The sequence below is a fragment of the Pseudomonas viciae genome, assembly GCF_004786035.1.
Classification (GTDB): domain Bacteria; phylum Pseudomonadota; class Gammaproteobacteria; order Pseudomonadales; family Pseudomonadaceae; genus Aquipseudomonas; species Aquipseudomonas viciae.
On the sequence record NZ_CP035088.1, the window covers coordinates 4,532,035 to 4,552,398 of the forward strand.

Sequence of the window (20,364 nt, forward strand, 5' to 3'; positions counted from 1 at the left end):
CTATGAAAGCGCACTTGACCCTCCTGGCGACCGGCCTGTTACTGGCAGCCTGCGCCAGCCCGTTGCCGGCCCCGGACAGCGGCATCCAGCCGCCAGCGGCCTGGCAAAACCTCGATACCCCCAGCACTCGGGCAGATAACCAGCAATGGTGGACGCAGTTCGGCAGCCCGCAATTGAACCGGCTGATCGAACAAGCGCGCCTGGACAGCCACGACCTCGCCGCCGCCATGGCCCGGGTGCGCCAGGCCCAGGCCAGTGCCGTCATTGCCGGCGCGCCACTGCTGCCGGAAATCAGGGCCGGGCTCAACGGCAATCGCCAGGAGTTGTTGCGGGGCAAGGGCTACAGCCAGCTGGACGTGGATCGGAACAACCGCACCATCGATTACTACGACGCCAACCTCAGTGCCAGCTATGAGCTGGATTTCTGGGGCGGCAAACGGGCGGCCCGGGACAGTGCACTGAGCACGCTCTCGGCCAGCCAGTTCGACCGCGCGACGGTGGAGTTGACCTTGCTCAGCAGCGTCGCCAATAGCTACACCCAGGCACTGTCCCTGAACGAACAACAGCGCATCGCCGAACTGAACCTGGCCAACGCCCAACGCGTGCTTGACCTGGTGCAGACCCGCTACGACGCCGGCAGCGCCACGGCCCTGGAACTGTCCCAGCAGAAAAGCCTGGTGGCAGCCCAGCAACGCCGATTGCCCCAGGTGCAGCAACAAGCCCGGGACGCCTTGATCACCCTGGCGGCGCTGCTGGGGCAACCGGTGCAATCGGTCAGGCTCGACGCTGAAAACTTCGACCGTTTGCACTGGCCGTCCATCGACGCCGGAGTCCCCAGCGACCTGCTGCGCCGTCGCCCCGACATCGCCGCCGCCGAAGCCCGCCTCAGCGCCGCCCAGGCCGACATCACCGTGGCCCGCGCCGCCATGTTGCCCTCCGTCACCCTGGGCCTGAGCCTGGGCACTGGCGCCGACATCGCCGACCAGTTGCTGCGCAACAACTTCTACAACCTCACCGCCGGCTTGGCCGCGCCAATCTTCAACAACGGCCGCCTGAGCGCCGAACGCGACCGAGCCACCACGCGCCAGGAAGAACTGCTGGAACTCTACCGCGCCGCCATCATCAACGGCTTCGCCGACGTCGAAAAAGCCCTGAACAGCATCCACGGCCTGGACCAGCAACGGCAGTGGCAAGCCGAAGAACTGCACCAGGCCCAGACCGCCTTCGACCTCGCCCAGAGCCGCTACCAGGCCGGGGCTGAAGATTTGCTCACGGTGCTGGAAACCCAGCGCACGCTGTATGCCGCCCAAGACATGAACGTGCAACTAAGGCTGGCGCGGGTGCAGGCGAGTGTGGCGTTGTATAGGGCGTTGGGTGGAGGTTGGGAAGTGATGTAAGGCTAAAGCCAAGTGACATCATGGCGAGGGAGCTTGCTCCCTCGCCACAGATAACTCCCCTCTTCATAAAGGGTGTTCGGCTTTGATTCTGTTTATCCGGTCATGTAGGACTCTCGAGCGAGGCTACGTTGCCTTGCGCCGTTACCTACAACTGCGCCAGAATCCGCCGGCTTGTGCGCCTGGCACCCCGTCGATAACTTGTTCCCCGTCACTGCTCATCAGTGATCGGGTCTGCAAGCCCGACGAATACCAGGCGCATAGCCGAAGCCAATCGACACGTTCGTGTTCGTTTCATGGCGGCTGTGTGCGGGAGACCTTCGGGTCTGCCGGGTTCCTGGTTTCCCGGTCTTGCAGACCCGCGCATAGCTGCCACCCCATCATCTGCAAGTGATGTCTGGCAGCGTCCTTTGAATAATCAGGAGCTGCACCATGTTCAAGATCACCCCCAATCCCCCGGAAGACAATTCAAAGAAACTCAACGAAGCCGCCGACCGCGCCCTCGCCTTTTACCTCGACCCCAAATCTGAAAACCCCATTCCACCGCCGGGCCAGTTGTTCACCGTGGCGGAAGGTGCGGACCTGGAATGCCTGCTGGCCAACCTCAGCGAAACCCTGGCTTCGGTCAACGTCATGGCCAACGAACTGGCATTTGATTTGGAAGGCACGCGACGAAGTTTTGCCCTGGGGATCCAACAGATGGTCGAGCTGAGTGAGTTGCTGGCGAACCGCGCCCTGGACATCGCCGCGCCGCGTTAACGCCTCGCACTAACCTCAAGCCAAGTGACATTTGTGGCGAGGGGATTTATCCCCGTTGGGCTGCGCAGCAGCCCCATTAGCCCGCACCTCGGTGTGTCAGATTTTTTTGAGTGAGCTGGTTTTGGAGCTGCTTCACGCCCAACGGGGATAAATCCCCTCGCCACAACGTCTTTGATCGCTGGCCCTCATCCGCAACAGCGACATCGCTTGCAGTTTAAAGTCGGCCATACGACTAATACCGATAAGTCAGCAGCCCGCCCGGTTGGGCGGGCTCCTTATTCAAGGCAGTATCAGTTGTTTATTTTTTCATCCAGCCAGACGTCATTCGTAGGACCGTGGAATCGGTAGCCGAACGGTAGCGCTAAAAACCTCACCAAGTCTGGTCGACTTACCGAGACATGCTGGGTATGAACCGTCTTCAGATTTTTTACATCCCCATCAAATCTGTCCGTGGTTAGCCACCAACCTGACATATGCTCGGGAGAGGGGTAGCGTACTCCGTCAGCAGGATCGCCTTCCAAGATGCCATCTGAGATCACAATCATCTGGTCGAAGGTCGGTGCGGCGTAGTCCGCGCCGGCCCTCTCACACACCGCATGCTGTTCGGCCCAAAGTCTCAGCGTGGTGCTGATGCCTGGTACATAAACTCCAGTCACCGGTGACTGCTCAAAAAACAACAACTCTCGTTTGTCGTTCAGATGCATCTTCGTGACCCAACATCCATATCCCAAAGTTTCGTCTGGAGCGACCCTATAGCCCGCTTCAACATAGCGAACGACGAGATCGATGAAATCGATGGCTCCTTCTTTCAGACCAGGGTCATCGACCACGATGCTGATCTCATAGTCAAACCGCTCCGCAAGTCCCTCGGTTTTCAATGTCAGACCCGCGCCTGTTTCTATACTGCTGATGTTCATTGATTGCACTCGTAGCACCATGCACTTGCCCCCTGGGCACAACTGCAACCCAGACAGTGTGGGTAAAGTCGCTGCTCATCCCCAGCCGGGTTCAGCCCGTGGCCGGTTGATGATCAAGTATGTAGTTGCCGCTTTTTAGTGCCTGGATCAGTTTTGCGCAAGTATGACAGGCGTGGTAATTTTGTATTCAGTTCTCAAAAGTTTTGTCGTGTAGCTTTATCGCCTCTTCTAGAGAGGGCCACCATTGGCAGCGAGATAAAGGACTCTCCTCCATAAAAAGCTCCATCGTATTTCTCAGGGCATTTAACTGATACTCATGCGCCAAAGGCAGACGGAAGAATTCAACGTTTTGAACGCAGTACTTGCCACTATTTAGATCTTCAAAGCAAAAATAAACAGCAAGAGTATGTGAATCCATGGCTTTCCATACTTCATGAGATCTTAACACTTCTCCTCCGTTAATCTGTTGCCCCCACTTACCGCTAGCAACCGATCGATTAGTATTTGCACGGTATTTTTAAGCTGCGATACAGTATCCCCTCTACTATCAGTAATTACCACTTTGTTCCTCTTGACGTTAATATTGTGTCCCGTACCGTTATCAACATAGTGACGCCCTCCTTCAACAATCCTATTAGATCAGTAATGGTGCTCGGCTCTGTTTATCCGGCCATGTAGGACTCCCGAGCGAGGTTACGTTGCCTTGCGTCATTGCCTACAACTACGCCAGAATCCGCCGGCTTGTGCGCTTGGCTCATGACTTTTACTGTTCCCAGGTCACTGATTTCAGCGATCGGGTTTGGTAGCCCGCGAGTCAACTAGGCGCAAGCGCCACCTTCTACAGATGCTCTCTCGCGTCTGTGTCATGGTGGCCGTGCGCAGGGCGTCTTCGGGCGCGCCGGGTTCCTAGTGCTCCGGTCTACCAACCCGCGTACGGCCGCCACCCAATCGTTTGGTAGCGATGGTGTCGGCTCCTGAAAATCAATACTAGGAGTTACACCATGTTCAAGATCACTCCCAATCCCCCGGAAGACGATTCCAAGAAACTCGACGAAGCCGCCGACCGCGCCCTCGCCTTCTACCTCGATCCCAAGCCTGAAACACCCCATCCGCCACCGGGTCAGTTGTTTACCGTAGCGGAAGGCGCGGACCTGGAATGCCTCTGCCAAACGCGCAGTCGGTAGCGGATTACGAAGCCTTGTTGCCGTGGAACTGCCCACCGGAAATGCCACGGTAAACGGGAAACGCACCTGCTGATAGGTGTACTTCGTGGATCGGATACGTTCCGTCCACGCCACGTAGCGGCTGGACAGGTTGTCCGCCGCTACAGCCGAACTCGTATCCGAATGTCAGACCTCGTCGCCTGCTGGTAACTCTTTCTCGGAACGAGCAATCAATTCTTCAATACCAAGCAAGAACTTTTCCAGGTCAAATTCTTCCTTCTCTGACAGCTTCGTCCCCGCGTTTAGCACATCAGCGTTTATCTGTTCCATCTCCAAAAGAATCATAGAAACAGCATCTCCCCATTGATCGCTGCTAATCACGTCACCAGCGCCCTCGATCCGTTGGATCAGCGAATTTAGGCTCAAGCGGTCTGCCCTATAGTCATCAATAGACTGCCGAATTACAAAAAACTGCCGGTGAATTAGTTCGTCCATACCACCAACCTCATTTGGAATAATAGTAATGACCTGCCCACGCTCACCAGTTACAACCTTTACACCGTTGTCGCCAATATGCACAGTGGTGCCGGGCCTATTTCCTGGAGATTTTTTTCCATTTTGAATGGCATCCTCAATCGCAGAAGGAGGAACACCTCGCTCCTGGCCTCGGTCTAATTTTGCCCTGGGCATCCAGCAGATGGTCGAGCTGAGTGAGTTGCTGGCGAACCGCGCCCTGGACATCGCCGCGCCGCGCTGACGCCCCACACTAACTCAAGCCAAGTGAAACCTGTGGCGAGGGAGCTTGCTCTCGCTGGGCTGCGCAGCAGCCCCAATGGCCGGCACCTCGGTGGGTCAGATGTTTTGAAGGGGCTGGTTTTGGGGCCGCTTCGCAGCCCAGCGAGAGCGAGCTCCCTCGCCACAAAAGCAGTTATTCACACAGCCCAGGTTCGGTCAGTTCGGGCCAGGGTTCACACCGGCTTGGATTTGAGATTGCGCGCATACCAAGGTCGTTGCGGCACGCGGCGGAACAGTTCGGAGAGCTTTTTGTCATCGCTGCCGAAGGTAATGCGCAACGCCAGTTTCATGGTTTCCGGATCCATTTCCACCGAGCGTCCGACCTGTAGCCCCGGTGTGGTGCTGCAGCCATGGGTGTCCGGCCCTAGCCAGGGATCGGCGATTTCCACCCACCGGCCCGGGGCGAACCAGGGTACACCGTTGACCTTTAGCCGGCTCACTTCCCCCGGATGGAAACGTTCGTGAGCGCGGTACCAGTCTTCGAGGCGGTCGTCGATCCAGCCGTGGAAGGCCCAGAACACTGGGCTCACGTGGGAGGAAAACGGGTCGCCGAGGAAGTCGTTTTCCGGGGCATACCAGCGTGCGGCGAAGTCGTCCGGGTCGCGGGCGAACGGCACCGGGTGGCCGTTGGACGGATCACGGGGCACCGAGGCCCAGCGCATGTGCAGCCAGTCGTGCAGGCCCAGCTCCACTTCCGAGCCGAACTGGCCCAGGGTCAATTTCGCCAGGTAGCGCGGGTCGCGGTAGCGCGATTCCCAGACCTGGAAGTTGCTGTGGTAGGTCTCGGCGGTCTTGATGTCGCTGACCCACTGGGCGTATTGCTCGTCGCCGTCGGCCAGCCAGGTGGGCGGCAAGGCGGTGCCGTCGTGGTTGTCGAAATAGCGGGCGAACCCCTGGCGATCACGCTCCAGCTCCGGTTGCGGCAACGGAAAGCGCGGCCATGATGGCAGCGGCTGGAACGAACGCGCGGTGCCGAGCATGTGCCGGTGCATGAAAAAGAAGTCGATACCCGAGCCATTGCGATCCTTGCGCGGGCCGCGGGCGTCACGCTCCTGATCCCTAGGACCGGGCTGCCAACCGATGCCACGCAGGGCGTTGCGTTTGTCCTCGTCCAGGGTGTGCCATTTGTCCCGCGAGGCATGCCAGAGCTGGTGGAACAACCGATGCTCGGGCGACACCAGCCAGGCCAGCAACGCCGGGCTCAGGGGCGTGCGTTCCCGGGCTTCGGGAAACGGTTGCTTGCGGGCGATGAATTGGTTGTCGAGTTCCGGCAGGGCCAACGGACGGTCCAGCCGCGACACACGGCCGCTGAGGGTCGCGCTGCCGGCATTGCCGAAACCGGCCCAGACTTCGTCCAGGGTCATGGTGAACTCATAGTCCGGCGCGCCACCCGAGGCCTGGGCGCCGATCAAGCGCCAGCTCAGTTGCTTCGGGTCGGTGCCGGCCAAATCCCCCAACACCCGATAACGGGGTTCATCCCCGGCACGCAGGCGTTCGGCGGTGTCGAGGTAACCCACCAGGCCACGGCCCTTGTGGCCGATATCGAGGAACACTTGCAGATCGTCCCGGGGCAAGCCGTCGAGACCGGCATCGCGCCCGGTGAAGCGGATGCTCCAGATCCCCCGCAGCGTATCGGCCCGGCGTTGGCCTGCCACATCCGCCACATCGAACGAGGCCTCGCCGGGGGTGATGGTGGGGTCCGGCCGGGTCAGTTCGCGATGCCCGTAATACACCGCAGGCACGGCGGCACCGGTCAGCGCCAGGCCTGCCATGAACCATCGTCGAGAAATCGTCATTGCCTTACCTGTGTTCGGCCCTGGAGCGGGCTTTATCCAAGCTAGAACGAGGGGTGGGGGGACAAATTTAAAGGCTCGGCATACACAGCTTGATCTGGGTACATCCGCAAGAGGTCGGGTGGCTTTAAGGTCGCCTTCGCGAGCAAGCCCGCTCCCACATTGGAACTGGGTACATTCGGTAGAGACTGGTTAGCTGAAAGGTCGCCTCGCGAACAAGCTTTGCTCCCACAGGGAATTTGCAACACGCCCACCTGTGGGAGCAAAGCTTGCTCGCGATGGCGGCCTTGAGAACGCCTAAATTTCCCCGCCGATCACTCGTTCTCCCCAGATAGCAAAGGCCCCTGCGCCTGTCCTTCCAAGGCGAACCTGACTGAGATCGGCAATGACAACACCACGTTCGAAAAAGGCTCTTTTCATCGGTGTGCCCCTGGCCCTGGCGCTGGCCGTGGGTGGCGGCCTGGCGGCCTGGGACCATTGGTGGCGGGACAACCCCGGCTACCCGGTCAAGGTGATGAAAGAGGCCAAGGAGCTGCACGAGCACCTGCTGTCCTTCGACAGCCACATCACCGTACCGCTGGATTTCGGCACCGCCGGCAACGAAGCCGACAAGGACGGCAGCGGCCAGTTCGACCTGGTGAAAGCCAATCGCGGGCAGCTCTCCGGCGCGGCGCTGACGGTGTTCGGCTGGCCCGAGATCTGGAACGGCCTCAACGCCCCGCACAAGCCCACCGCCGGTTTCGTCGAAGAGGCGCGCAACCAGCAGGAGGTGCGCTACAAGATCATCACCGGCCTGGTCCGGGACTTCCCCAACCAGGTCGCCATCGCCTACACCCCGGATGATTTCCGGCGCCTGCATGGCGAAGGCAAGTTCGCGATTTTCATCAGCATGCTCAACGCCTATCCGCTGGGACACGACCTGAGCCTACTGGACCTGTGGACGGCGCGCGGCATGCGCATGTTCGGCTTCAGCTACATCGGCAACAACGACTGGGCCGACTCCTCACGCCCGCTGCCGTTCTTCAACGACTCGCCCGACGCCCTCGGCGGCCTGTCGGAGATTGGCAAGCAGGCCGTGACGCGCCTGAACGACCTCGGCGTGATCATCGACGTCTCGCAAATGTCGACCCCGGCCCTGGAACAAGTCGCGCAACTGAGCCGCACACCACTGGTGGCTTCCCATTCGGCGCCACGGGCCATGGTGGATATTCCGCGTAACCTCAGCGACAAGGAAATGCAACTGATCAAGGCCAGCGGCGGCGTGGTGCAGATCGTTGGTTTCTCCCAGTACCTGCGCCCACTGACGCAAAAGACCCAGGACAAACTCAACGCCCTGCGCGAGCGTTTCGACCTGCCGCCGCTGCCGAACCTGGCGATGGCGCTGATGCCCGGCGACCCGATCATTGCCGCCTGGCCGGAACAGAAGTTCGGCCAGTACGCCAGCCAGCTCTACGCCATTCTGGAGGAAGAACCCAAGGCCAACCTCAAGGACCTGGGCGATGCCATCGATTACACCGTGCGCAAGATCGGCATCGACCACGTCGGCATCAGCTCCGACTTCAACGAAGGCGGCGGCGTCAAAGGCTGGGAGAACGTCGGCGACATCCGCAACGTCACCGCCGAACTGCTGACCCGTGGCTACTCCGAAGCCGACATCGCCAAACTGTGGGGCGGCAATTTCCTGCGGGTCTGGGATCAGGTCCAGCAAGCCGCAAAACCCGCATTGGCCTCGAACCAGAAGGCCGTCCAGCCATGAATGAACGCCGTACCTTTCTCAAGCAAGCCGGGATCCTCGCCGCCGGCCTGCCACTGGCCGCAAGCCTCCCCGCCACTGCCGTCGCCGATTCGCTACCGCCACTGCCGCGCAACAAATGGGCACAGTTGCGCACGCTGTTCGACCAGGATCCCGACTACCTGCACTTCTCCAATTTCCTGGTTACCACCCACCCGCGCCCGGTGCGCGAGGCCATCGAAAAGCACCGTGCAGCCCTGGACAAAAACCCGGGGTTGTTGATGGACTGGGATTTGGGCGTCACCGAGGAACGCGAGGAAAACGTGCGGACCTGGGCCGGACGTTATCTGCAAGCGAACCCGAAGCAGATCGCTCTGACCGGCAGCACCACCGAGGGCCTGGCGATGATCTACGGCGGCGTCCAGGTGGCGGCAGATCAGGAAATCCTCACCACCGCCCACGAACATTACGCCACCCACACCATTCTCGAGCTGCGCACCCAACGGGACGGCACCCGGGTGCGCAAAATCAAGCTATTCGAAAACGCCCACGACGCCAGCCACGAGCAAATCCTCACCGCCATCGAGCACAACATCCGCCCCGAAACCCGGGTGCTGGGCATGACCTGGGTGCATTCGGGCAGCGGCGTGAAACTGCCGATCGACAAGATCGGCGCGCTGGTGGACAAGCACAACCTGGGCCGCAGCGAGGAGCAACGGATCATTTACGTGGTGGACGGCGTGCACGGCTTCGGCGTCGAGGATCTGGACTTCCCGGCGATGAATTGCGACTTCTTCATCGCCGGCACTCACAAATGGATGTTCGGACCGCGAGGCACCGGCCTGGTATGCAGCCGCAGCGAGGAGGTCAAGTACGTCACACCGATCATTCCGACCTTCTCCGAAGCCATGGCGTTTTCCACCACCATGACGCCCGGCGGTTACCACGCCTTCGAGCATCGCTGGGCGGCGGACGAAGCGTTCAAGCTGCACCTGCAACTGGGCAAGGCCGAGGTGCAGGCGCGCATTCATGCCCTCAACACCTACCTGAAAAAACAGCTGGTGGCACTGCCGCAGATCGAACTGGTCACGCCCCTGAGCCCGGACCTGTCAGCGGGCTTCACCTTCTTCCGGGTCAAGGGTCGCGACAGCGATGAGATCGCCGGCTACCTGATGAAGAACCGCGTGATCGCCGACGCCGTGCATCGCGACGCTGGGCCGGTGATCCGCACTGCGCCGGGGTTGCTCAACACCGAAGCCGAGATCGACCGCTTCATGGGCTTGCTGAGCAAGACACTCTGAACCTGATTTTATCGAGAGAAATGGATGAACAGTTTTTCCTTGACGCTACTCCCCGCACTGGCCCTCGCCGCCCTGCTGCCCTCCGGCGCCCAGGCCTCGCAACCGGGCCAGGTTTTTCGCGACTGCAAGGACTGCCCGGAAATGGTCGTGCTGCCCACCGGCACCTTCCAGATGGGCACCCCGGAAGACGAAGTGGGCCGCGAGCCCGACGAGGGGCCGATGCACCCGGTGACGTTCGCCAAGCCACTGGCGATCAGCCGCTTCCAAGTCTTGAAGGGCGAATGGTTCGCCTACCTGCACGATACCGGTTACCAGATGCCCGATGGCGACAAGCGCCCCGGCCGCGCCTGTAAGGCCGGCATCCCCGACTATCAGGGCAGCGACCCGCGCAAGCAATACACCGACCGGCACCCGGCGGTGTGCATGGATTTCGCCGAGGCCAACGCTTACGTGGCGTGGTTGTCGAAAAAAACCGGCAAGCACTACCGGTTGGTCAGCGAATCCCTGCGCGAGTACGCGGCGCGCGGCGGCAGCACCGGCCCGTTCCCCTTCCCGTTCGACGAGGGCAAGGAATACAGCATCGCCCAACACGCCAACACCTACGGCGCGGCCGACGGCTACAACTTCACCGCACCGGCCGGCAGCTTCGCGCCCAATGCCTTTGGCGTGTACGACATGCACGGCAACATCTACGAATGGACCGCCGACTGCTACAACGAAAACTACGTGGGCGCCCCCAGCGACGGCAGCGCCTGGCTGACCGGCAAGTGCGAGTTCAAGCGCATCCGCGGCAACGACTGGGGCGAGGCACCGGTGTTCTCCCGCTCCGGCAACCGCAACGCCTTGGTGCCAAGTGATCGCGGCGACTGGATCGGTTTTCGGGTGGCGCGGGATATGTAGGCCGAACACAGCACGGCCCCATGTGGGAGCAAAGCTTGCTCGCGATGCAGACACCTCGATTCCACAGAGAACCGCATCGCCTTCATCGCGGGCAAGCCTTGCTCCCACAGGATAAATTCCCCTCCCCTCCAATCGTTCTAAAGATGGGCACAACCCAATCCAGCGCGCCTGCGCCCTAAAGCCCTCCCGGCAACCACCCGCGATGGCCTTCGACCTTTTCATCAAGCAGGGAAACCTCCATGAGCCAACCAACACGCGGGGTGATCAATGAACTGTTCAGCCTGCTCAAACCCTTCCGGCTGATTGTCGTAGGCTCCATCCTCTTGGGCATGCTGGGCGGCCTGAGCATCACCGCCCTGCTGGCAACCATCAACGACGCCCTGAACGCCGCCACAGCACCCACACCCCAGGTGCTGGCGACGTTCGCCGGGCTTTGCGCGGCGGCGCTGTTGACCTCGATTCTTTCCGACATCGGCACCAACCATGTCGGGCAGAACATCATCGCCGAGCTGCGTAAATCCCTGGGCAAGAAAGTCTTGCTGGCGCCCATCGAGCAGATCGAACGCTATCGCAGCCATCGGCTCATCCCGGTGTTGACCCACGACGTCAACACCGTCAGCGACTTCGCCTTTTCTTTCGCCCCGCTGGCCATTGCCTTCACGGTCACCCTCGGTTGCCTGGGTTACCTGGCCTACCTGTCACTGCCGATGTTCTTGCTGCTGCTGGTGGCCCTGGTGATCGGCACGGTCGTGCAGTACCTGGCGCGGGCCCATGGCATCAGGGGTTTCGAAGCCGCCCGCGAGGCCGAAGACGCGCTGCAAAAACACTACGGCGCCATCGCCGCCGGGGCCAAGGAACTGCGCATTCATCGCCCACGTCGCCAGCGCATGTTCAGCCAGCGCATCGAAGCGACCGCCGATTACATCTGCGAAACCAACATCCGTTCGGTCAACACCTTCGTGGTGGCCAAGACCTTCGGCTCGATGCTGTTCTTTGTGGTCATTGGTCTGGTCCTGGCCCTGCAATCACTGTGGCTAGGCACGGATAAAGCCGTGCTCAGCGGTTTCGTGCTGGTGCTGCTGTACATGAAGGGCCCGCTGGAATACCTGGTGATGACCTTGCCGGTGATCAGCCGGGCACACATTGCCTTCCAGCGCATTGCCGAGCTTGACGAGCAGTTTTCCTCACCGGAGCCCCACCTGCTGCTAGACGACAAGAGCGTTGCCAAGCCGACGCTCCGGCAGCTTGAACTGCGTGATGTGCACTACGCCTTCCCGGTGGTCGAAGGCAGCCAACCCTTCGCCCTGGGACCGGTCAACCTGTCCATCGCCCAAGGTGACATTGTGTTCATCGTCGGCGAGAACGGTGGCGGCAAGACCACGCTGATCAAATTGCTGCTGGGTCTCTACTTCCCCCAGGGCGGCGAAATCCTCCTGGACGGCGCGCCGGTAAGGGCCGCGCAGCGGGACGATTATCGCCAATTGTTCACCACGATTTTTGCCGACTACTACCTGTTCGATGAGCTGGTCCAGGGCGACCAGCAGGTGCCCAAAGACGCCAACCGCTACCTGGAGCGTCTGGAAATCGCCCATAAGGTCAGCATTCAGGACGGCGCCTTCAGCACCACCGATCTCTCCACCGGCCAGCGCAAACGCCTGGCGTTGCTCAACGCCTGGATTGAGGAGCGCCCAGTGCTGGTGTTCGACGAATGGGCCGCCGACCAGGATCCGCTGTTCCGCCGCGTGTTCTACACCGAACTGCTGCCGGAACTGAAGGCGCTGGGCAAAACCATCATCGTCATTTCCCACGACGACCGCTATTTCGACATCGCCGATCAACTGGTGCGGATGCAGGCCGGTCAGGTCATCAGTGAAAAAGCTCCGGCGGCGTTTGCCTGAGCCCGTCCGACGCCATGCTGCTTACCGCGAGAACACCATGAACGAACTGCTAGATGATGATCTGCTGACGCTGCTGCTGGAGGATGTCGCTCGCGACGTGCAAAGCCGATCCAGCAGCCGGCTGAACCGCGCGCCCCTGTCCTTCGCCCAGCAACGCCTGTGGCTGGAGCACCAGCGTGACCCAACCCGCTCGGCCTACAACCTGCCACGCGCCCTGCGCCTGACGGGCGAGCTCAATGCCGACGCCCTGGAACAGGCGCTGAATCGGGTCATCGACCGACACGACATCCTGCGCACCGCGTTCAATGACATCGACGCTGCGCCGGTCCAGGTGGTCGAGCGTCACGCCTGCCTCACCCTGCACCGGGAGGACCTCCGCGCCCTCGACCACCCGGCGCGTGCCATGGCGCTCTCACAGCGCATTGAGCTGCACGCCCGACAACCGTTCGATCTCAGCTGCGCGCCGCTGATGCGGGCAACGCTGCTCAGGCTGGACAGCGACGAACATGTGCTGCTACTCAACATGCATCACATCGTCTCCGACGCCTGGTCCAACACGATCCTCATGCAGGACATGACCCAGGCCTACGCCCAGGCCTCGCTCGGCGATCCATCGCCGCTGCCGCCGTTGCCCATGCAATACGCCGACTACGCCACCCACCAGCGAGGCGAGTATTTGCAGAGCACGGCCTGCCGGCGCAGCGGTGAATATTGGCGTGATTACCTGGGCCACGACCTGCCCACGCTGGAACTGCCCCAAGATTTTCCCCGTACCGCAAGCCAGCAACACAGGGCCGGACGCGTACAGGTGACGTTTACCACCGCAGAGACCCAGGCCCTGGACGCGTTCTGCCAACGCCAGGGGCTTACGCCTTTCGTGGTGGCGCTGGGTGCCTGGCAACTGCTGCTGGGCCGCTACAGTAACCAGGACGATTTCACCGTCGGCGTGCCCAATGCCAACCGCAACAACCATGAAAGCCAGGACCTGGTGGGGTTCTTCGTCAGCAGCCAGGTGTATCGAGCGAGGATCGACTCGACCCACAGCGCGTTGGATTTTCTGCGCAGTTTGCGCGCCCAGTCCCTCGCCGCGCTGGAACATGCCGACTACCCGCTGGAGCTGATCCTCGATCAACTGCAACGTCCCGGCGCACAGGGCTTGTTCCAGGTCTTGTTCAACTGGCGCACCGGCTCACCGGCCCAGCCGATCTCGCCCAAAGGCGAACTGGCCCTGGCGTTTCTCGATACGGGCGACAGCCAGGCCAAGTTCGACTTGTCGCTGGATGTCGACTATTCACAGCAGCAGATACTGGCGACGTTCGAATACAGCCGTGATCTCTACCGCACTGAAACCATCGAGCGCATGGCCGGTCACTGGCAAAACCTGGTGCGGGGCCTGATCGAGACGCCTGAACGCGCCCTCGGCGAACTGCAATTACTCGATGCTGATGAACACCAGCACACCCTGCACGACTGGAACCGCCAACCGACCCAACTGCCCCGTGAACACTGCTTGCACCAGTTGATCGAAACCCATGCCGCCGCCACCGGTGAGGCCATAGCCCTGACCTTTGAAGGGCAGCACATGAGCTATGCCGAGCTCAACCGGCAGGCCAATCGACTGGCCCATCGGCTGATCGAACAAGGCATCGGGCCCGACGTGCTGGTCGGCATCGCCGCCGAGCGTACGCCGCAGATGATCATCGGCCTGCTGGCGATTCTCAAGGCCGGTGGCGCCTACGTGCCGCTGGACCCGGCCTACCCGGCCGATCGCCTGGCTTACATGATCGAGGACAGCGGCGTGACGCAGATCCTGACCCAGGCTCATCTGCGTGAATCCCTGGCGTTGCCCGCCGACATCAACTGCCTGTCGCTCGACCCAGCCGAGGCCGATGGCGACTATCCCGAGCACAACCCGGATGTGCCGGTGCACCCGGACAACCTGGCATATGTGATCTACACCTCAGGCTCGACCGGCCAGCCCAAAGGCGCCTTGCTGGCGCACCACAACGTCAACCGATTGTTCCAGGCCACTGACCGCTGGTTCGGCTTCGATCATCAGGACGTCTGGTGCCTGTTCCATTCCTATGCCTTCGACTTTTCCGTGTGGGAAATTTTTGGCGCGCTGCTGCACGGCGGCCGACTGGTCATCGTGCCCCACGCCGTGAGCCGTTCACCCCAGGAGCTCTACGCCCTGGTTTGCCAGGAAAACGTCACGGTGCTCAACCAGACGCCCTCGGCGTTCAAGGCGTTGCTGCAGGTCGCCTGCGCGCCTGACCAACCTCTGGTCCACCGGTTACGCCAAATCATTTTTGGTGGCGAAGCGATTGACGTGCAGAGCTTGCGCCCCTGGTTCGAACGCTTCGGCGACCAGTCGCCTCACTTGATCAATATGTATGGCATCACCGAAACGACGGTCCACGTCACCTGGCGGCCGCTGTCGATCGCTGACTTGCACAGCGAGGCCGCGAGCCCTATCGGCCAGCCCATCGTCGACCTGTCCTGGTATTTGCTCGACGCCCATCTGAACCCGGTGCCCAAGGGTTGCATCGGTGAGTTGTATGTCGGCCGAGCCGGTCTGGCCCGTGGTTACCACCAGCGCGCCGACCTGACCGCCAGCCGCTTTATCCCCGACCCGTTCGATCCGCTGCCGGGTGGCCGCCTGTATCGCACCGGCGACCTGGCACGCTACCGCAGCGACGGCAGCATCGAATACATCGGGCGCCTGGATCATCAGGTCAAGATCCGCGGTTTCCGCATCGAACTGGGGGAAATCCAGGCACGTCTGCAAACACTGCCTGCGGTCCAGGATTGCGTCGTGTTGACCCATGAAGGCCCGACCGGCCTGCAACTGGTCGCTTACGTGATTGCCGCGCAAGCGTCCACGGCCGAGCTACGCGAAGGCCTGTTGGCCGCCCTCAAAGCGCAATTGCCGGACTACATGGTGCCCAGTCACCTGCTGTTCATCGATCACTGGCCGCTCAATGCCAATGGCAAGCTCGACCGCAAGGCCTTGCCGGAACCTGATGCCGCTCTCCGGCATGTCGATTACGTGGCGCCCCGTACGCCATTGGAACAGGCGCTGGCGCAGCTCTGGCAACAATCCCTCAGAGTTGAGCGCGTGGGCATCAACGACAGCTTCTTTGAACTGGGCGGGCATTCGATCCTGGCGATCGAGCTGATTGCCAACCTCAAGGCACGCCTGAACATCAGCGTGCGCCTGCAAGCGTTGCTGGCCAACCCGAGCGTCGCGCAGCTGGCGCTGTTCATTGCGCAAAATCATCGGGAGCAGACCCAATGCCTGGTCCCGTTGAACAACGCCCCCAGCAGTGCGCCGCAGTTGTTTTGCCTGCACCCCAGCGGGGGCATCGTGTTCTGTTACCAGCCCTTGGCACGCAAACTCAACCAACGGGCGCGCGTCAGCGGCGTCATGCACCGCGGCTTCAGCGAACCCCACGCAAACCCTGAGGCCTGGGCCGAGATGATTGCCGATTACAGCCGGGAAATCGTCACCGCCCAGCCCCAAGGCCCGTATTACCTGATGGGTTGGTCCCTGGGCGGGACCATTGCGCTGGACATCGCAGCGACGCTGGAAAGCCAGGGCCACACCGTCAGCTTCCTCGGTCTGGTGGACAGCACGATTCCTGAACACCTGTACCCGGCCACCTTGTCGCGTCATCGGCATTTGCCAGACGATGAACCCGCCGATCCGGCCTCCCAGGATCTGCTTGAGGCCATCGAGTATTTCGACCTGCTGTTTCCGACCCTCACCGAACGTACGGCGGCTTACCGGCAAGAACACCCCGACAGCACGGTCCAGGCCTTCCATGAATGGGCCACCCGCCAGATCGAGCCGGGGCGCGGCGACTTGCTGTCAATCGTGCAGAGCGTCAAGGATGAAGTCATGAACGCCCAGGCGTTCTCGGTGCATGATCGGTTGCTGGAGGCCTTCGATGGATTCACCTTCAAACCGGTACGGGTACGTCCCAGTTGCTGGTGGACCCAGGCGGAAAAAACGCCGGACGAATTGGCGTTCTGCGAGGGCTTGATCAAGGGTTACAGCCTGACCGGGGAGCTGCAATGCTCGGTGCGCTCGCCGTTGCGTCACCGCGGTATGATCTTTGATGATGGGTTGCTTGATTCGCTGGTTGAGGGTTTTTTGGCGAGTGCGATAGGAGGGGAAAAAGTACTGGGGGTATGACTCACCCACATGGGTTACAAATCAGTTCACGCACATAGGTAACAGTTTTTAACTGGCAGGCTCGCTCCCACAGGTTTTTTGTGTCGTTTGCAATGCTGTGAACACCCACAAACTCATGTGGGAGCGAGCCTGCTCGCAATGACACCGGCACATCCAGCATCCCCGCAAACTGACCCGCCGCTTTCGCGAGCAAGCCCGCTCCCACAATTGGATTGAGTCCCCCCGCAAGAGCAGGTCGGCTATAAGGCCGCCTCGCGAGCAAGCTTTGCTCCCACAGGTCCTGCTCAACAGGTCGGATGGGTGTACACCCGCAAGAGCCAGGCCGGCTGTCAGGCCGCCTCGCCCCGGACGTTGATCTCGGCGCCCCGTTAACCACGATGGCCGAACGCAGGTGTTGCGCAGTGGGCACCTCGGCATGGATGCCGAGGTAGCCGCGCTGGGCCATGGATGGCCCTTCGCGGCGGCCCACGGAGCAATGCCTGCGTTCGGGCATGCCGAGCCTAGGCGAGGCACCGAGTGGTGGGGCAGAAGCGCTTTGGTTACTTTCGCGCTTTTCGAAAGTGACCCGCTGTAAGAGCGGAACCATAAGTGGCCGTTACCGCAGCAACGGATATGCCCCCAATCCACTCCAATCCAACCCAAAAGAAAACGGCGCTTCCCCTACCCGGAAAAAGCGCCGTTTCCTTAAACAAACAACAGTACGCACAAGACAGCGTCTATTTCATTCCCGCGAGAATCAGAACTCCGGAGTGTACTTCACAGAGAACATCAGGTTACGCGGATCACCAAAGTTGTTGTTGCCATTGAGCTGGTTGTAAGCCGACGTTAAGTACGTCTTATCGAACAGGTTATTGGCATTGACCGCCAAGGCGATTTCCGGCGTCAGCTGGTAGCCGACGCGGGCATTCCATACGGTGTAACCCGGAATTTCACGGTCATAGTCATAAACCATCGTGTGGCTTTGGGTGGTGAAGCCCAAGCCGGTGCTGACACGGCTCCAGTCACCGGTGAACTGGTAGTTACCCCACACACGCAGCATGTGTTTCGGCGTCCAGGTACTGTAGATACGACCTTCCTTTTCCGGGTCCTCCAGGTACTTGGTGGTGTTGTAGGTGTAGCCCGCGAACAACTGCAGGTTGTCTATCACTTCACCACTGATTTCGGCATCGAAACCCTGGCTGCGCACTTTCCCCGAGGCTGCCGAGCAGTCCGAGTTAACACACGCCGGGTTAGAGCTGTCGTCGATGGCACGGTTTTCGTGGTCGTAACGGAAGATCGCCAGGGAGGTATTGACCCGACCGTCCATCAACTCACCCTTGAGGCCGACTTCGTAGTTGGTGCCGACGATGGGCTTGAGCACCGTACCGCTGGTATCGTGTTCGGTTTGCGGCTGGAATATGTCGGTGTAGCTGGCGTACACCGCCCACTCACGGCTCAGGTCATAGATGACACCGGCGTACGGCGTGACCACTCCGGTTTCAGTTCCGGTGCTTGGGGCGTTGGGGGTGATACCGTTGGCCGCAGTTTCGGTTTTCGACTTGTAGCTGAAGTCATACCAACTGACCCGGGAACCCAACACCAGTGTCAGATCGTCGATCGGCTTGACGCGCCATGTGCCATATACGCCCTTCTGGCGGATATCGTATTTGCTGAGGGTGCCTCGCCCGCCCGGGCTGTTGATCAGGCCCTCGTAGCTGATGTCCGGACGGTTGTTGTTCAAGTCGAAGATCGTGTCGCTGCTGCTGTTGTTGAAAGTCCGGGCGAATTTATCATCCGTCTCCAACTGCGAGAAGTTGCCGCCCAGCATGACTTCCTGCTCCATCGACAAGGCTTCGAACTTGCCGTTCAGGTTCATGTCCAGACCAGACTTTGTGGACTGGAAATCGGTCACGAAGTCGGCATATTGCACACCAGTGCCATCAGGATTGAGACCGACACCGCCATTTTGCGTTCGCTGGTTTTTCGCCTGGTTGTCCTCTGTCATGTACACGGCCCCCACCTTGAGCGCCCAGTCCTCGTTGAAGCGATGCTCCAGGTCGGTGTAGTAGGTGGTGACATCGATTTCTGAACGGTTCCAGCGCGCACCCGTGTAGGTCGAACGCGACACGTCCGGCATCGAACCGTCAGCGTAACGTGGCAGGCCGCGGATGTTGCCGCGCGATTCACCGTTGGATTGACTGATCGCGAAGCCAAGGGTGGTGTCTTCGTTCAGGTCGACGTCCAACGCACCGTACAGCGAGTGGGTCTTGTTCCACGCATGGTCGACAAACGAGTTGCTCTGGTCTTCGTCGATGACGACGCGGCCGCGGATATTGCCGGCGTCGTTCAGCGGGCCGCCAGCATCCAGTTGCAGGCCGTAGTGATCCCAAGAGCCGGCCTTGCCGGTCAGGGTCACGGTCGGTGCGCTCTGGCCACGCTTGCGCACCAGGTTGACGGCACCACCGGGGCTGCCAGTGCCTTGCAGCAGGCCAGCGGCGCCGCGCATGATTTCCAGGCGGTCGAAGAAGATCAGGTCCTGGGTCGCCCAGTTACCCAGCGAATAGTTGTTACGCAGGATCGGCACGCCGTCGTACTGCCAATCGTCGATCTGGAAACCGCGTGACGACAGGATCATGCCTTGGCCGACGCCCTGCAGGCCGACGATGCCGGTGGTCTGGTTGACGGCGTCCTTGAGACTGACCAGGTTCTGGTCATCCATCTGCTTGCGCGTCATCACGGTGACCGACTGGGGAATTTCCTTGAGGGTGTGGGTGCCCTTGCCAATGGTCACAGCATTGCTGGTGTATGAGTGGCTGCCCTCGGTCGTCGCGCCCAATTCCTGTGTACTGATGGTGGTCGCGCCCAGCTCGAGGCCTTCAGTGGCGGAACCGCGTACCAGCATCAGGGTGTTGCCCTCGACGCTGTAGCGCACGCCGGTGCCCTTGAGCAATTCGGCGATGGCCGCCTGCGGAGTCATCTTGCCGCTGACGCGGTTGCTTTTCAGGCCAGCCATCTCGTCGGCGTTGTAGATCACTTGTTGGTTGGTCTGCTGACCGAACGCTTGCAATGCCTGCGGCAGCGGTTGCGCAGGGATGTTGATACTGACGTCTTGCGCCATCACCTGAGCGCTGAGTGGCAGTACACAAACCAGCCCCAGCCCGGTCAACACCCGACGCGAACGCAGACCGCGGGACATGACGAGTGCCTTGAACAGAGGTTTCAACTCATGAATGGATGACATCGTGCTCTCTATTATTGGTAAAGGTAAAAAGTCCCTGGGGCCGAAGGGCCCGCCGCTCGCCAGCACAAGAGACCCCGCACGGTCGATTGCCTCGGGGCAATGTGTCAGTGCGTGGCCGACCGGCCCCTCCCCGGGCGCGGTCATTCGGCTGGACGACGGCGAAATCTTTACTGAACAAACCCGGTGCCTGGGCGTCCTGCTCGACCCGATTTGTCCACATACCTAAGTAAGACGCAGCACCTGCAAAAAACCGGAATGAGTTTATTTATCATTTACGAAAAATAATAAAAAAAA

General features: G+C 60.8%; 13 protein-coding genes and 1 pseudogene. 9 read left to right on the plus strand and 5 right to left on the minus strand.

The genetic code is table 11. From position 1 onward, the window contains the following. The first annotated feature begins 2 nt into the window (after positions 1-2). Positions 3-1,397, plus strand: a complete 1,395-nt coding sequence (locus EPZ47_RS19750) for an efflux transporter outer membrane subunit (protein ID WP_135846341.1) — start codon at positions 3-5, stop codon at positions 1,395-1,397. Between the two features lie 429 nt (positions 1,398-1,826). Beyond that, entirely contained in the window at positions 1,827-2,153 is a 327-nt protein-coding gene (locus EPZ47_RS19755; RefSeq protein WP_135846342.1) for a DUF6124 family protein, read from the plus strand. A gap of 290 nt (positions 2,154-2,443) precedes the next feature. Here the strand turns inward: EPZ47_RS19755 and EPZ47_RS19760 are convergent, their stop codons facing one another. Together EPZ47_RS19760 and EPZ47_RS19765 are read right to left on the minus strand one after the other, a co-directional pair. Further along, positions 2,444-3,070 carry an immunity protein Imm33 domain-containing protein gene (locus tag EPZ47_RS19760; protein ID WP_135846343.1) on the minus strand — a complete coding sequence of 209 codons (627 nt, stop codon included), beginning with the start codon at positions 3,068-3,070 and terminating at the stop codon, positions 2,444-2,446. Positions 3,071-3,257: 187 nt separating this feature from the next. Beyond that, positions 3,258-3,488: a hypothetical protein gene (locus tag EPZ47_RS19765; protein WP_135846344.1), complete on the minus strand. Its 231-nt coding sequence runs from the start codon at positions 3,486-3,488 to the stop codon at positions 3,258-3,260. A 583-nt stretch (positions 3,489-4,071) separates the two neighbouring features. Between EPZ47_RS19765 and EPZ47_RS19770 the strand changes: the two genes are divergently transcribed. After that, positions 4,072-4,254, plus strand: a complete 183-nt coding sequence (locus EPZ47_RS19770; protein ID WP_135846345.1) for a hypothetical protein — start codon at positions 4,072-4,074, stop codon at positions 4,252-4,254. Positions 4,255-4,419: 165 nt separating this feature from the next. Here EPZ47_RS19770 and EPZ47_RS30920 read toward each other — a convergent pair whose 3' ends face one another. Next, positions 4,420-4,728 carry a hypothetical protein gene (locus EPZ47_RS30920; RefSeq protein WP_135846346.1) on the minus strand — a complete coding sequence of 103 codons (309 nt, stop codon included), beginning with the start codon at positions 4,726-4,728 and terminating at the stop codon, positions 4,420-4,422. Between the two features lie 172 nt (positions 4,729-4,900). On the opposite strand from EPZ47_RS30920, the pseudogene EPZ47_RS30925 reads away from it, so the two are divergent. After that, a pseudogene (locus EPZ47_RS30925) lies at positions 4,901-4,990 on the plus strand (DUF6124 family protein); the annotation flags it as partial. Between the two features lie 211 nt (positions 4,991-5,201). Here the strand turns inward: EPZ47_RS30925 and pvdP are convergent. Next, positions 5,202-6,824 (minus strand): pyoverdine maturation tyrosinase PvdP, encoded by a 1,623-nt coding sequence (gene pvdP / locus EPZ47_RS19780; RefSeq protein WP_158296372.1) that lies wholly within the window; start codon positions 6,822-6,824, stop codon positions 5,202-5,204. A 382-nt stretch (positions 6,825-7,206) separates the two neighbouring features. On the opposite strand from pvdP, the gene pvdM reads away from it, so the two are divergent. From pvdM to EPZ47_RS19805, 5 genes are all read left to right on the plus strand, one after another. After that, complete coding sequence (gene pvdM, locus EPZ47_RS19785; protein WP_135846347.1) at positions 7,207-8,577, plus strand: pyoverdine-tailoring dipeptidase-like protein PvdM; 1,371 nt, start codon at positions 7,207-7,209, stop codon at positions 8,575-8,577. Further along, positions 8,574-9,854 carry a pyoverdine-tailoring periplasmic protein PvdN gene (pvdN, locus tag EPZ47_RS19790; RefSeq protein ID WP_135846348.1) on the plus strand — a complete coding sequence of 427 codons (1,281 nt, stop codon included), beginning with the start codon at positions 8,574-8,576 and terminating at the stop codon, positions 9,852-9,854. Before pvdM ends, pvdN begins: the two co-directional genes overlap by 4 nt. Positions 9,855-9,878: 24 nt before the next feature. Next, on the plus strand, positions 9,879-10,754 hold the full coding sequence (pvdO, locus tag EPZ47_RS19795; RefSeq protein ID WP_135846349.1) for a dihydropyoverdine dehydrogenase: 876 nt from the start codon (positions 9,879-9,881) through the stop codon (positions 10,752-10,754). 239 nt (positions 10,755-10,993) lie between these two features. Next, a complete protein-coding gene (locus EPZ47_RS19800) occupies positions 10,994-12,652 on the plus strand; it encodes a cyclic peptide export ABC transporter (protein ID WP_135846350.1) in 1,659 nt (552 codons plus the stop codon). A gap of 37 nt (positions 12,653-12,689) precedes the next feature. After that, positions 12,690-16,850, plus strand: coding sequence for a non-ribosomal peptide synthetase (locus EPZ47_RS19805; protein ID WP_135846351.1), 4,161 nt, complete (start codon positions 12,690-12,692; stop codon positions 16,848-16,850). A 736-nt stretch (positions 16,851-17,586) separates the two neighbouring features. Here the strand turns inward: EPZ47_RS19805 and EPZ47_RS19810 are convergent. Continuing rightward, positions 17,587-20,070, minus strand: a complete 2,484-nt coding sequence (locus EPZ47_RS19810; RefSeq protein ID WP_135846352.1) for a TonB-dependent siderophore receptor — start codon at positions 20,068-20,070, stop codon at positions 17,587-17,589. Positions 20,071-20,364 lie beyond the last annotated feature (294 nt).

Excerpts from the sequence above, each read along its gene's own strand:
- EPZ47_RS19750 (WP_135846341.1), top strand. The coding sequence starts at position 3 with ATGAAAGCGCACTTGACCCTCCTGGCGACCGGCCTGTTACTGGCAGCC.
- EPZ47_RS19755 (WP_135846342.1), top strand. The coding sequence starts at position 1,827 with ATGTTCAAGATCACCCCCAATCCCCCGGAAGACAATTCAAAGAAACTC.
- EPZ47_RS19760 (WP_135846343.1), bottom strand. The coding sequence starts at position 3,070 with ATGAACATCAGCAGTATAGAAACAGGCGCGGGTCTGACATTGAAAACC.
- EPZ47_RS19765 (WP_135846344.1), bottom strand. The coding sequence starts at position 3,488 with ATGGATTCACATACTCTTGCTGTTTATTTTTGCTTTGAAGATCTAAAT.
- EPZ47_RS19770 (WP_135846345.1), top strand. The coding sequence starts at position 4,072 with ATGTTCAAGATCACTCCCAATCCCCCGGAAGACGATTCCAAGAAACTC.
- EPZ47_RS30920 (WP_135846346.1), bottom strand. The coding sequence starts at position 4,728 with ATGGACGAACTAATTCACCGGCAGTTTTTTGTAATTCGGCAGTCTATT.
- pvdP (WP_158296372.1), bottom strand. The coding sequence starts at position 6,824 with ATGACGATTTCTCGACGATGGTTCATGGCAGGCCTGGCGCTGACCGGT.
- pvdM (WP_135846347.1), top strand. The coding sequence starts at position 7,207 with ATGACAACACCACGTTCGAAAAAGGCTCTTTTCATCGGTGTGCCCCTG.
- pvdN (WP_135846348.1), top strand. The coding sequence starts at position 8,574 with ATGAATGAACGCCGTACCTTTCTCAAGCAAGCCGGGATCCTCGCCGCC.
- pvdO (WP_135846349.1), top strand. The coding sequence starts at position 9,879 with ATGAACAGTTTTTCCTTGACGCTACTCCCCGCACTGGCCCTCGCCGCC.
- EPZ47_RS19800 (WP_135846350.1), top strand. The coding sequence starts at position 10,994 with ATGAGCCAACCAACACGCGGGGTGATCAATGAACTGTTCAGCCTGCTC.
- EPZ47_RS19805 (WP_135846351.1), top strand. The coding sequence starts at position 12,690 with ATGAACGAACTGCTAGATGATGATCTGCTGACGCTGCTGCTGGAGGAT.
- EPZ47_RS19810 (WP_135846352.1), bottom strand. The coding sequence starts at position 20,070 with ATGTCATCCATTCATGAGTTGAAACCTCTGTTCAAGGCACTCGTCATG.